The organism is Corynebacterium sp. MSK310 (assembly GCF_030227355.1).
GTDB classification, from domain to species: Bacteria; Actinomycetota; Actinomycetes; order Mycobacteriales; family Mycobacteriaceae; genus Corynebacterium; species Corynebacterium rhinophilum.
Map to the genome: position 1 here is coordinate 85,602 of NZ_JASPFZ010000005.1, position 13,087 is coordinate 98,688.

The window sequence follows — 13,087 nt, forward strand, 5'->3', positions numbered from 1 at the left end:
GTTAATTGTTCGAAGCAAGGCGGACTGTGATCTCGCGGGCGGCCACCTCCGCCAGCGACATCTCGCCGCCTTCGGTCTGCACCGTCAACAGGCCAGCCACGCTATCGCTGACGCACAGCTTATTGCCCAGCTCCACACCAAAGCGGTCGAGGTAGCGCAACAGGCCTGGATCCTCATCGCAGACGCGCTCCACGGTCACGGGCGCATCGAGCGGGGCGCTGGCGAGCGTGAGCGTGCCGAGATCCTCGATGCCACCGCCGACATCGGGAATGGGATCGCCGTGTGGATCGCGGTCAGGGGACCCCAGCAGCGCATCGATGCGGCCAATAAAACGATCGGAGCAGGCGTGCTCGAGGCGGTCAGCGTCCTCGTGCACCTCGTCCCAGGAATAATCCAGGGTCTCTACCAAGAAGGTTTCTAAAAGCCGGTGGCGGCGCACCATCTGCATCGCCAGCTCGCGGCCCGCAGGGCTCAATGAGACGCCCTGATAGCGCTCATGCTCCACCAGACCTTGGGCGGCGAGCTTTTTAATCGCCTCGGAGGCAGTGGGCACCTTTTGTTCCAGGCGGCCCGCCACATCCTTCAGCGCCACTGGGGCACCCCCGGAATGCTCCGATAAGTCCCACAGAACCTTGAGGTAGTCCTGGCTACGGGTAGGGAGTTCTTCTAGGTGCATGTCCACCATCTTAGTAATCGTGCTTGTGTCGTCCTGGGATAAGTGTTAAATTAATAGTAGTTCAACACGTTGAACTTTTAATTTCACTTGCCACGGACAGTGGGCGGTACGTCCTTTCTTCGGTACACACACGACGCACTCAGCCTTCGCTGTCCGTGGCTTTTGATTTTTCTAGTATCCCGCCTCCGGATCTACCTGGGTGGGCATGGACTCTCCCTTCTCCCACGCGGCGGCATTCGCATTGAAAATATCGCCCATGTGGTACTGCGCCACGTGCTTTGTCGCCCCGATGTGCGGGGTCATGGTGCAATTGGGCAGGGAGAGCAGCGGGTGGCCATCAGGAAGCGGCTCTGGGTCCACGACTTCCAAGCCAGCGCCTGCAATTTCGCCCTCGCGCAGGGCATCCACCAGCTCATCGGTAACCACGGTGCTGCCGCGCCCGACGTTGATAAACAGCGCGGACGGTTTCATGGCGCGGAACTTCGCGGCATCGATTAGCCCCTCCGTTTCCTGCGTGGCGGGCAGGATGCAGAAAATAACATCGGCCTCGCCCCACACGTGCGCGGCATCAGCCATGGCCACCACCTCATCGGCGCCCTCCACGGGGCGCCCAGAGCGATTCACGGCGGTGATGTGGACCCTGAAGGGCTTGAGCAGGGCAATGAGTTGCTTGCCGATGCCCCCAGCACCCAAAATCGCTACCTTCTTCGGCCCCTGCTGGTCATAGATCCACTCCTGCGCCTCATCCAGTTCCTTAGCCACCGACCAGGTGCCGGCCTGTGTAAAGGCCTTGTGCTGGTGGGCCTGGGAGAGCAGGAGGCCCAAGGCGCATTCAGCCACCGGCTTGGCAAAGGCACCGGCGGAATTGCACCACGGCAATCCCTCAGAGGTAATCAATCCAGCATCAATGAGTTGGTTTACACCGGTAAAACAATGCTGCACCCAGCGAATATTGTCCGGCATCTCTGGGATGCGGCGCGGGCTGGGTGTGTTATTGACATAGACCTCTGCGTCTTCGAGGTTTTCTACGCGTTCGTGGCCGGCAGCGCTTAAGTCATCGACCATCGGCTGCCAGGTTTCTGGTCCCATAAAATACTTCATGGGACCAGCGTACGGCACGCGGCTAGATGCGCGAGGCGAAGTTGGAAAGGTAATCCGCGTGCACGACGGAGCGGCGCTTATCTTCTGGCAGCTCGCTCATCTGCATGCCCTTGATCGCGTTCAATTCCTCGGAATCGAAGCGGACCTCACCGCGGCCGATAACCTCGCCCTTCGGGCCCAAGATATCGATGATCTCGCCCTTGTTGAATTCACCGCGGACATCGGTAATACCCACGGCAAGCAAGGAGGTACCGCCCTTGGTCACGGCTTCCTTCGCACCCTCATCCAGGCGCACGGCTCCGCCGGTATCGGCGCAGTAGAGTGCCCAGAACTTCCAGGCCGAAAGCTGGCGTTCCTCGCGGGTGTGGAAGACGGTGCCCACGGAGGCATCGGAAAGCGCGGGGCCAATATTATCGGTGGAGGTCAACAGCACTGGAATGCCGCCGCGGGTGGCCAGGCGGGCGGCCGAGACCTTCGTGGCCATACCGCCGGTGCCAACCTTGCCGCCATCGCCTGCAACAACGCCCTTAAGATCCTTACCGGTGCGCACCTCGTCGATGAACTTCGCATCCGGCTCGGCCGGGTTCTTGTCATAGAGGCCATCAACGTCAGAGAACAGGAAGAGCGCGTCTGCGCCCACCAAATTTGCGACCAAGGCCGATAGGCGGTCGTTATCGCCAAAGTGCATCTCCGAGGTAGCAACGGCGTCGTTTTCGTTCACGATGGGAATGGTGCGCAGCTGGCGCAGGCGATCAATGGTGCGCTGCGCGTTGCGGGCGCGGTCGCGGTGCCCGGCATCGGACGCCGTAAGCAGCACCTGACCGATGGTGCGCTGGTAGCGCGCAAAGGAACGGCCCCACTCATAGGCTAGGTGAACCTGGCCCACAGACGCCGAGGCCTGCTTCGTAGCGAGGTCGGTGGGGCGCTGGTGCAGGCCGAGCGGGCCCATACCGGCAGCAACCGCACCGGAGGAAACGATGATGACATCGGAGCGTCCCATGCGTGCGTGGACAGCATCAACGATGTGATCGATCTTTTCCTGCGCCACGCGGAAATTCTCATCCGTCAGCGACGAGGAACCAATCTTTACAACGACGCGCTTGGCCTCAGCGATAGAGTTGCGCAATTCGGATTCAAACCCGGAGGCTATCGGGTTTTCATCAAGGGCTTCGGGGAACGGAGTATCAGCGGTAGGGCCATCAAACGGCTCTACGGGGAGCGGAAGAATGGGCTCTTTCTGTTGATCAGCAGACATAACTCAATAGTGTACAAAGCTTATGCCGCCCGCCCCCTTCATTGGGGCACATTTCCCCCATGTGCGCAGCATAATGCGTCTGAACTGGGGGCAATCATCCGGTGGAATTGCCCCCACTTCCCTTCACTGGAAGTTAACGACTAACCCTGCCACCGGTCTCGGTTAGCGCCTTCACGGGTGATCTCTTCCTCGTCTCCGTAGTCGAGCTCATCAACCAAGCCACGCCGGGCTTGGGAAGCACGCTTGCGCTCCGCAGCCGACACGCGATTAGTGCCCTTGAGGCGGGCATCCTCACCGCGGCTGGCCATAGTGGGATCGCCGCCGGTCATCGGCTCCCATTCGAAGGTAATGCCGCCGATGGTAACGGGACAGCCTTCCACCGCGCCCTGCTTGTGCAGCTCGTCTTCCACGCCGGCCTTGGCCAGGCGGTCCGCCAAGTAGCCCACGGCCTCATCGTTTTCAAAGTCGGTCTGGGTGATCCAGCGCTCGATCTTTTCGCCTTCCACGATGAATCCGCCCTGCACTTCTGGGTCTGGTCGCACGCTAAAGTCTGCGAAGCTGCCGGTGTTTTTCTTATGCGCTTGGGCCTTGGGGTGAATAACGGTATGGGAAGGATCCCGCTTCGGCTTAGGCTGTGCCTTGTGGTGCTCGGTGACCATTTCCATGAGCTTGAATTTCAGCGGGTCCAAACCCTTACGCGCTGCCGCAGAAATGATAAACACCGGCCAGCCAAACTTTTCCTTCAGGTCATCCTTGACGAACTCCGCAAGCTCTTCTGCTTCCGGCACATCGGCCTTATTCAAAATGATAACGCGCGGGCGCTCGCGCAGGTCACCCAAGCCGGTATCGCTTTCTAGCGCTTCCTGGTATTTGGCCAGCTCATTTTCCAGCGCCTCAATATCGGATTCCGGGTCGCGGCCCGGCTCGATGGATGCGGTATCAACGACGTGGGCCAGCACGGCCGTGCGCTCGATGTGGCGCAAGAAGTCTAGCCCCAAGCCTTTGCCATCGGCGGCGCCAGGGATAAGACCAGGGACATCTGCAATGGTAAAGGAGCTATCGCCCATATCCACCACACCCAAGTTGGGCTGCAGGGTGGTAAACGGGTAGTCACCAATCTTCGGCTTGGCTGCAGACAGCACAGAGATCAACGAGGACTTGCCCGCCGAAGGAAATCCCACAAGCCCCACATCCGCCATGGATTTCAGCTCGAGCACCAAATCATGAGCTTGGCCCGGCTCGCCCTGCAGCGCAAAGCCCGGTGCCTTGCGGTTCTTAGACGCCAACGCCGCGTTGCCCAAGCCGCCAAAACCGCCCTCGGCCGCGACGAAACGCGTGCCCGGCACAGTAAGATCCGCCAAGGTCTCACCCTTTTCCGTGCGCACAACCGTACCTGCGGGAACCTCCAGAATCAGGTCCTCACCGCGCGCGCCATTGCGCATATCGCCGGCACCGTTACCACCGCGCTCGGCCTTAATATGCGGGCGGTAGTGGAAGTCCATCAAGGTATGGATCTGCTCTGAGACCTCCAAAACAATGTCGCCACCGTGGCCGCCATTGCCGCCATCCGGTCCGCCCAATGGCTTGAATTTCTCGCGGTGGACAGACACACAGCCATGCCCACCGTCGCCAGCCTGTAAGTGCAAGACGACGCAGTCAATAAATCGTGCCATGATGTGCCACACCCTTCTTATTTAAATCTATTGTCTTAGCCAGTGTAATGCGTAGCCAAGCTCGGACTCCAACCCATGCCCTGCCAGCACAGTGGGAGGTAAAACGAGAAAATCCTCGAGCTGCCCTCACCCGTAGTGAAAGCTGCCCGAGGATTGACTGCTGCGGTCGTGCTTAAGCAGTAGCTTCTGCAGCAACCTCTTCAGCCGGGATGATGTTGACCATCCGACGGCCGCGCTTGATGCCGAACTTCACGGAGCCAGCAGCAAGTGCGAACAAGGTGTCATCGCCGCCGCGACCAACGTTCTCACCTGGGTGGAACTTGGTGCCGCGCTGACGCACGATGATCTCGCCGGCGTTAACCTGCTGACCACCGAAGCGCTTGACGCCGAGGCGCTTGGACTCGGAATCACGACCGTTGCTGGAGCTGGAAGCACCCTTCTTGTGTGCCATGTCGTTTCCCTCCTTCGGGGATGATTTGCAGCCCGGTTAAGGCTTACTTGATACCGGTGATCTTCAAGGTGGTCTGAGGCTGGCGGTGACCCAAACGCCTCTTGTAACCAGTCTTGTTCTTGTACTTCAAGATATCAATCTTTGGACCTTTACCCTGTTCAACGATTTCCGCAGCAACGGAAACCTTCTCCAAGTCGGAAGCCTTGGACTTCACAGCGGCGCCATCGACGAGCAGAACCGGGGTGAGAGCCACGGCAGAGCCTGGCTCACCCTCGATCTTCTCGACCTTGACGAGGTCACCTTCAGCAACCTTGTACTGCTTGCCGCCGGTCTTGACGATCGCGTACATAGAGGGTTACCCCTTATCTAAACTCGCTCGGACACGGCATCCAGGCCGTTATCCGAATGGACACTTACATATTGCGTTCAGACCCCGCGCGAACATGTCCGCAATCACCGGGCGGCAATTGTGGGCTGATCCAGCGCCGAGAGTTCTAAACAGCGACTGTCAAAGACTACCCCGCCGCGGGTACAAAATACAAACCACGCACTTCGCACCCGCGTGGCGATGCCCTAGGAAGTAGCTCGCCGTGCTACGCGGCGCCGCCGCCGGCCCGCGTCCTTAGCACCAGTCTGCGGGGTCTCCGGCGCGTTAGTGGACGCCTTTTCCCCAGTACGTTCCTGCCGCGCGGCCGCTGCCGGCGCCCCGGTCTTTTTCACCGCGCGCTTCTTCCCGCGGCGAATGACCTTGGTTTCAGTCTGCGGAGCACTAGCCTTCTGGGAATCCTTCTCCCCTTGAACAGGTGTAGCCGTTGGGCCACCCGCATTGTGCGAGGTGGCCTTATCCCTCGGGTTCGTACGCACCACCCGGCGCTTGCCGCGACGGCCTCCCTGTACCGAGGATTTATTCTTCCCGCCACTGATATTCTCGTGACGCTGCTCCGCAGTTCGCGAGGTGTCCCCGCGCTTGTCGTCCTGCTTTACATCCTGCGCGTTTGCCCGGTGCGAGGCCCGCACATTTGCCCGGCGGGAATTTGGCTGGGTGCGAACGCTGCGACGCCGACCACGCCCGCGTGACTTGCTGCGAGGCTTTTGCTGCTCGGCGTCCTGCTGTGCCGCACCGTCACCGCGTGACTTCTCGGCGGAACCCGTGGATTCCTCTTTTTGTGGCTGGGCAAAAGCCTCTGGGCGCGGGCGATTATCGGAACGCGAATTTCCGCGCGTGCGCCGCTTCCGGCGCGGAGAAGCCTCAAACTCGGCTACTGCCTCCTCGTAGGTCTTCTCCGGGGCATCGGTAGCTACCGCCTTCTTCTCTTCAGCCGCCTGCTGGCGCTGTTTCTGCTGCTCCTGCACGCGGCGGGAAGCTGGCGAGGTCCGCGTTGCCCGGCGCGGCTTCTTGCCCCGCTGGGTGCGCTTCTTCTCCTTCGCCGGTGATTCTTGGCCATCGGACACATAGGAATTAAATTCCTGTACCTCATCGCTTTCGGCAGCGTTTTCTGCCGCAGCATAGGCGATGGCCTCGATTTCAGAGACCTCGGACTTCTTCTGCACTCGGCGGCGCTTCTTCTGCTTGTCTTCGCTGCGGCCACGGCTGCGCTCGTCACGGTGTCCGCGGGCGTTGTCGGCTCGCTTCTGTGCGGCCTTCTGTGTGGAGTCGGCGGTCTCATCGTCTACGACGACATTGGCCACGAGCTCCTCCAGCGACGGTGACTGCTCGTCCTCGCTGCTGTAGAGGGGAGCGTTGGTCTTTTGGTACTTCTGCGGCTGGTTAGCGGCCTTATGCCCCTTGTGGTGCTTCTGGCCCTTCTTCTCCGCGCGCTCGTCTTCATCGTCATGCTCGTGCATGGCCACGGCAGCCGGGTGCTGCTGGGGATCGTGGTCTGGCTTCTTGTGCGACTTGGAGGAACCGTGCGAATGCTGGCCGGAGTGGTTGTCTTCAGCTTCATCGACCGGGTACTCGTGGATGATGATGCCGCGGCCATGGCAGTGCTCACACTCGGTAGAAAAGGTCTCTACCAGGCCGGTGCCCAAGCGCTTGCGCGTCATTTGCACCAAGCCCAGGGAGGTAACCTCGGATACCTGGTGGCGCGTGCGGTCGCGACCCAGGGCCTCCTTCAGGCGGCGCAAAACCAGGTCCTGGTTTTCCGGCAAGACCATGTCAATAAAGTCCACCACGATCATGCCGCCCAGATCGCGCAGGCGCATCTGGCGCACGATTTCTTCGGCCGCCTCCAGGTTATTGCGGGTCACGGTCTCTTCCAGGTTGCCGCCGGAGCCGGTGAACTTGCCGGTGTTGACATCGATGACGGTCATGGCCTCGGTACGATCGATGACCAAGGTGCCGCCAGATGGCAGCCATACCTTGCGCGAGAGCGCCTTATGCAGCTGCTCATCAATGCGGTAGGCGGCAAAGGCATCCTGGCCGCCGTGGTCCTTGGGCTTATAGCGCACCACGCGGTCTGCAAGGTCCGGGGCCATGGATTCCACGTAGGCATTGACCGTATTAAAGGAACGCTTCCCGTCCACGATCAGGCGATGGAAGTCTTCGTTGAAGAGATCCCGGACGACCTTGATGAGCATATTCGGCTCTTCATAGAGCGTGACCGGCTTAGCACCCTTGGAGGATTTTTCCTTCTTAGCTTGGGTGGAAATATCTTCCCACCGGTTATGCAGGCGCTGCACATCTGCTGCAATGGCCTCCTCGGGAACGTTTTCGGCAGCGGTACGGATGATGGCTCCGCCATCGCCTGGCACCACGCGGCCCAAGATGTCCTTTAAGCGCTTGCGCTCCGGTGCCGGCAGCTTGCGCGAAATTCCAGCACTGCGGCCGCCTGGTACGTAGACGAGGTAGCGCCCGGCCAAGGAAATCCGGGTGGTCAGGCGCGCACCCTTGTGGCCAATCGGGTCCTTTGCCACCTGCACCAAGATTTGATCGCCGGATTTCAGGGTATTTTCAACCTTGCGGGACCGCCCGTGCAATTTGGTCTTGCGCCAGTCAATCTCGCCAGCATAAAGCACACCATTGCGGCCCTGGCCGATGTCCACGAATGCCGCCTCCATGGATGGCAAGACGTTTTGCACGCGGCCTAAGTAAATATTGCCAATGAGGGAGGCTTGGGCCTCGGTGGTAACGAAGTGCTCGACCAAGAGGTCATCTTCAAGCACGCCCACCTGCGTGACGATGCCCGCGCCGTCCTCGCGCTGCTTATCGCGCACCACCATGGTGCGTTTCACGGCCTCGCGCCGCGCCAAAAATTCCGCCTGGGACACGATGTGCTGGCGCTCGCGGCCCTTTTCGCGCAATTCTGCGCGGCGGCGCTTCTGTGCCTCGATGCGGGTGGAGCCACGGATGGCCTTGGGCTCATCGATAAGCTCCGGCTCCTTATCCGCCACATCCTTCTTGGCGTTCTCGTGCACGCCGCGCCCACGGGAGGTACCACGGCGGCCGCGGCGACGCTTGTCAGAACCCCCGCGCGACGCCTTATTGTCTACCTCGGCCTCGTCCGGCTCTGCGTCGTCGCCAGGTTCCGCCGCATCAGCGGCTTCAGCGATCGCCGCCATGTCCGCGGCCTCATCCTCACCAAGCTCGGCGGCGTCCTGCTGCTGCGGCGGCATAAACAGCGGCGCGAAGTCATACGCAGCGGAATCGTCGTCCGTCTCCGCGCGCGGGACTATGCGCGGGGCATAGTAATCATCGTCGAAGTCCTCGCCGGCCTCTGCCAGCACCTCATGCAGCTTGGCCGGATCCACGGTCCCAGTCGCTTCGCCAGCTCCGGCAGCGGCAGCGTCGGTGGCATTAGCATCGGCATCATCTTCAGCGCGCGCGGGCGCGTTCGACGGCTCAGGATCCGGCAGACGATCCGGCGCCTGCTTTACATCCGGCAGTGCGCTCTTTACCAGCGAAGCATCGACCTTTTCCTCAATCTGGGAGATTTCATTATCCACGTTCTTGCGCACGCGGTAGCGCAGGTTCTTTTCTCCTTCCCCATCGGCAGCAGTGCTTTCAGCCGGAGCGCTATCTCCCACCGCGGCATCGGCCCGCGCCGGTTCCTTCTTTGCCGCGGGTGCGGACTTCTTCGTGGCCTTGCGGGCGCGCCGAGCCCGCTTGGTGGTTTTGGCCTTGACCTCGGGCTTTGCGTCCTCTGGGTTCTCGTCCGCGGCTGCCGACTGTCCCGCCTCCGCAGCGCCGGCGTGGCGCGCCAAAGCCGCAAAGAGGTCGCCGGCTTCCGCGCAGGTAATGGAGCTCTGCGCGGTCTTGTTCAGACCCATGTCCTTAAGCTGCGCCACCAGCTGGCGTGATGATAGGCCGAGCTTTTTGGCCATGGCATATACGCGGGTTTTATCTTTGAGCTCGCTCGGGTCTATCCACTGGGCCAAAGCCGCGGCTGCCTGGAGGTTTTCAGTTGTTTCTTGAGAGTTCTGTGCCGCCATTAGTTGGGCTTACTCCTGTACTTCGATTGTATGGTGCGCCGACCACTCGGGCGCAGGCACAGTCCCAAAAAGGACCGCGCCGCTGCCGCACGAATAGCCACGATAAACGCACTGCGTTAAAGCTTGTGGGGTTATGAAATTATGCGCGCGCTGCGCGTGAGTTCCATTGTGTCACAGAATCTTGGCTGGGCGAGCAGGCTGTGGGCGATGATACGTTTGAACTTATGGTAGAACTGGCACCACGTCCCGCCCGAACATTATCGCAGTACCGGCAGCGCAATGAGATTACGCCGAAAGAGGCGTGCTTATTCGGCGTTCCGGCCGGCTTTGCCCTCGGGTTTGCCCAAACAGGGGCCGACTACATGCTAATGGGTGCCGGCGTTTTTGCGGTCTTTGCGGTCATCGGATTGGTGCACCTCATCCGCCATTATCCCCGCTCTATTGGGGCTAGCCAGGATGTCTACCTCGAGGGCGATTACCCCGCCATTGCTTATTGGGCGCCAGTAATTCCACTTGCTCTACCGCTGGCCATGGCCCCGCTATCCGCGGCCGGCTGGTTGCCGGATATTTCCCTGGCCCCGCCCGTAGAAGGCATCTTAACCGGAGCGGTGTCGGCGTTCGCACTCCCGCTGGGCTTGTGGGCCATGTTTTCCCAGTCCTTTCGCATTGGCCGCCGCCGCATGCAGCGCATCGTGGCTGAAGATCCCTTAGAGGGGGTCACGGATAGTGCCATGCAGCTTGCCGATGCCCACCTAAATATCCTCACCGCCCTCGTCACCGCCGGGGCCGTCCAGGGCAATACGACCACCACCAAGGCCTTGTCCCGCCTGATGCAGGTGGAACTAGATACCCTGCCGGATGCTCTTCAGGAACTAAAAAAGCATGGGCTCGTGAAGGTAGAAGATATTGGACTGCGCTCCAAAGTAGAAAGCTGGCGCATCACCCTCACCCCTACGGGAGTGCGGTGCCTGTATCAACTTGGCAGGCGCTAATTCGGCAGAGTCCGGTCTCCGGAAAATAACTTGGGACCAATCCAGAGCATTACGTATACCAGGCCAACCAAAACCGGAATTTCAACAAGGGGCCCGATAGTACCGGCCAATGCTTGAGCAGAGGTGGCACCAAAGGTACCGATGGACACCGCGATGGCTAACTCAAAATTGTTTCCCGCTGCGGTAAAGGCCACTGAGGCAGATTGTGCATAGTTCATTCCGACAGCCTTAGCTACGCCCAAAGCCAAAAAGAACATCCCGACAAAGTACAGCATCAGAGGCACGGCTACCCTAACCACTGCTACCGGCTGCTCCACTAGCTGTTCTCCTTGCAGGGAGAACAGTAAGACGATTGTATACAGCAAACCGATCATTGCCAAAGGAGACACCGCAGGAAGGTAACGGTTTTCGAACCACTCACGCCCTTTAGTTTTCTCTGCCCATACTCGGGAGATAACCCCGAGCAAAAGCGGGATGCCTAAGAATACGAGCACTGAAGTAACAATGGACCAGAAAGAGAATTCGACAGAGGTGGTATCAAGACCCAGCCATCCCGGCAGTATCTGCAGGTAGAACCAACCCAGGACACCGAACATCGCAACTTGGAAGACGGAGTTGATTGCTACTAATACTGCCGTGGCTTCTCGGTCACCGCAGGATAGGTCTGACCACACCAAGACCATGGCGATGCAACGGGCAAGGCCGACAATAATAAGACCCGTGCGCAGCTCCGGTTGATCTGCCAAGAATATCCAGGCCAGTACGAACATGAATGCTGGCCCTACAAGCCAATTCAAGACGATCGACACGGTCATCAGCCGCCGATCTGTCGCAATCTCCCGAGTCTTTTCATAGCGCACTTTAGCAAGGGGTGGATACATCATCACCAGTAGCCCTAAAGCAATTGGAAGGGAAATACCTCCAACCTCCCAAGCTGAGAGTGCCTTTCCAATGCCTGGAAGAAAATGACCTATAAGCAGGCCAAGAATCATAGCTATGATGATCCACACGGGAAGAAAACGATCGAGAAAAGCCAAACGCGGCTGCTGTGATGTAGCCATACCCATCTCCTCTATTGCCCCAAGTAGCGCTGTACACTGCAAAACTGTAACCATTCATATCGATACCTGTCAATATGAAGCGTCCTGGGTTTAGTTCCGCTTCTTTTACGACCCTGTACTGACGAGCTGGGTGTGGTAAACGCCCCTATACTGAAGGCATGGTTTCTTCGTGCGGCATGGCTAAAAATCCCCACACCAACGAATGTTGTTCACTCAGCAACGGACCCCTAAACCAGGACGATTCCGTACGCTTTGCCCAGCAATTCAAGGTACTTGCAGATCCTGCTCGACTTCGCCTTTTGTCTATATTGTGCGATGAAGGCTGTGGCCCGATGAGCGTCTCCGAACTGACCCCATTATCCGGTCTTAGCCAACCGACGGTGTCTCATCATCTTGCAAAATTGCGAGATGCTGGCCTCTTGGCCAAGCGACAAGTAGGCCGCACCGTCACCCATGAAGTACAAAAGGAAGCTTTCACCGCGTTGCGCGATTTACTCTCTTTCCACTAAAGAGCCGCTCTCAATAAAATCCTGACCTAATATGTCTGTAACGTCCGCTAGGGTCCAAAATCCCCCAAAGACGAAAAGGCCCGAGCATAATGCTCGGGCCTCCTTGAAAACTAGGTAGGTTCAGTGCTTAAAGGTTAGGGAACCAAATTCCGATTTCTCGCTCGGCGGACTCTGGGGAGTCGGAGCCGTGAACGATGTTCTCGCCCACGCTGAGTGCGAAGTCACCGCGGATGGAACCCGGCGCAGCCTTGGAGACTGGGTCGGTGCCACCGGCCAGCTGGCGCCATGCCTCGATGGCGCGCTCGCCTTCAACAACGCCGGCAATCAACGGTGCGGAGGTGATGAAGTCCACCAGCTCGCCGAAAAATGGCTTGTCCTTGTGCTCTTCGTAGTGCTTTTCTGCGGTCTCACGGTCAGCCACGCGCAGGTCCAGCTCGGCCAGCTTGAGGCCCTTGCGCTCGATGCGGGCAATAATCTCGCCCACGTGGCCGTTCTTTACGCCGTCCGGCTTAATGAGGATCAATGTACGTTCAGTCATGCCCCATACTGTACCGAATACCCACAATTCGTCCACGCCCGAGGGCTATAAGCGGGGGCAGCGCAGTGGGCGGCATTTAATAAACACTAAGTAAGCTGCTGGACTATCTCCGTCGCGCGCTCATGCGAGGTCCCCCTAAACCACAGGCGCACTTGGTTAACCGCCGTGCCGAACTGGCCGTTGCCCAGCAAGCGCTTAATCTCTGCGCGCTGCTTTTTATCCAAATCATCAAGAGTGGCTTCTTCTGCCCGCTGAAAATTAGCGCGCAGTGCCAGGGCCAAAAATACGGCGGCGATGATGAGTGCTACCAGCGGCAGCCACGGCGCGCCCGTGGCTGCGCGGGCAGCGACCGCGGCAATGCAGGCTAGGGCCGCGAGGACGAGATAGACGGTGCGCATGG

General features: G+C 59.4%; 12 protein-coding genes. 2 read left to right on the forward strand and 10 right to left on the reverse strand.

The window, feature by feature from the left end:
• Position 1: 1 nt before the first annotated feature.
• From QP891_RS05780 to QP891_RS05810, 7 genes are all read right to left on the reverse strand, one after another.
• Positions 2 to 676, reverse strand: a complete 675-nt coding sequence (locus tag QP891_RS05780; RefSeq protein WP_284770223.1) for a metal-dependent transcriptional regulator — start codon at positions 674 to 676, stop codon at positions 2 to 4.
• A 171-nt stretch (positions 677 to 847) separates the two neighbouring features.
• Positions 848 to 1,777 (reverse strand): D-isomer specific 2-hydroxyacid dehydrogenase family protein, encoded by a 930-nt coding sequence (locus QP891_RS05785; protein WP_284816988.1) that lies wholly within the window; start codon positions 1,775 to 1,777, stop codon positions 848 to 850.
• Positions 1,778 to 1,799: 22 nt separating this feature from the next.
• Positions 1,800 to 3,032: a glutamate 5-kinase gene (gene proB, locus QP891_RS05790; protein ID WP_284770221.1), complete on the reverse strand. Its 1,233-nt coding sequence runs from the start codon at positions 3,030 to 3,032 to the stop codon at positions 1,800 to 1,802.
• A gap of 140 nt (positions 3,033 to 3,172) precedes the next feature.
• Positions 3,173 to 4,705: a GTPase ObgE gene (gene obgE, locus QP891_RS05795; protein ID WP_284805849.1), complete on the reverse strand. Its 1,533-nt coding sequence runs from the start codon at positions 4,703 to 4,705 to the stop codon at positions 3,173 to 3,175.
• Positions 4,706 to 4,877: 172 nt separating this feature from the next.
• Entirely contained in the window at positions 4,878 to 5,156 is a 279-nt protein-coding gene (gene rpmA, locus QP891_RS05800) for a 50S ribosomal protein L27 (protein WP_005277951.1), read from the reverse strand.
• A 43-nt stretch (positions 5,157 to 5,199) separates the two neighbouring features.
• Positions 5,200 to 5,505, reverse strand: a complete 306-nt coding sequence (rplU, locus tag QP891_RS05805; protein ID WP_023023542.1) for a 50S ribosomal protein L21 — start codon at positions 5,503 to 5,505, stop codon at positions 5,200 to 5,202.
• Between the two features lie 224 nt (positions 5,506 to 5,729).
• On the reverse strand, positions 5,730 to 9,587 hold the full coding sequence (locus QP891_RS05810; RefSeq protein ID WP_284816990.1) for a translation initiation factor IF-2 N-terminal domain-containing protein: 3,858 nt from the start codon (positions 9,585 to 9,587) through the stop codon (positions 5,730 to 5,732).
• 224 nt (positions 9,588 to 9,811) lie between these two features.
• On the opposite strand from QP891_RS05810, the gene QP891_RS05815 reads away from it, so the two are divergent.
• Entirely contained in the window at positions 9,812 to 10,579 is a 768-nt protein-coding gene (locus tag QP891_RS05815; RefSeq protein ID WP_284770218.1) for a hypothetical protein, read from the forward strand.
• Here the strand turns inward: QP891_RS05815 and arsB are convergent.
• Positions 10,576 to 11,640 (reverse strand): ACR3 family arsenite efflux transporter, encoded by a 1,065-nt coding sequence (gene arsB, locus QP891_RS05820; RefSeq protein ID WP_284770217.1) that lies wholly within the window; start codon positions 11,638 to 11,640, stop codon positions 10,576 to 10,578. The genes QP891_RS05815 and arsB overlap by 4 nt on opposite strands.
• A 158-nt stretch (positions 11,641 to 11,798) precedes the next feature.
• Here arsB and QP891_RS05825 point away from each other — a divergent pair, with 158 nt between their 5' ends.
• Entirely contained in the window at positions 11,799 to 12,149 is a 351-nt protein-coding gene (locus tag QP891_RS05825) for an ArsR/SmtB family transcription factor (protein WP_284770216.1), read from the forward strand.
• A gap of 127 nt (positions 12,150 to 12,276) precedes the next feature.
• On the opposite strand, the gene ndk is transcribed toward QP891_RS05825, so the two are convergent.
• Both ndk and QP891_RS05835 read right to left on the reverse strand, forming a co-directional pair.
• Positions 12,277 to 12,687 (reverse strand): nucleoside-diphosphate kinase, encoded by a 411-nt coding sequence (gene ndk / locus QP891_RS05830; protein ID WP_005277934.1) that lies wholly within the window; start codon positions 12,685 to 12,687, stop codon positions 12,277 to 12,279.
• Between the two features lie 86 nt (positions 12,688 to 12,773).
• The gene (locus tag QP891_RS05835) at positions 12,774 to 13,085 is read right to left on the reverse strand and encodes a hypothetical protein (RefSeq protein ID WP_023029145.1); all 312 of its coding nucleotides are present in this window, start codon (positions 13,083 to 13,085) and stop codon (positions 12,774 to 12,776) included.
• Positions 13,086 to 13,087: the final 2 nt, after the last annotated feature.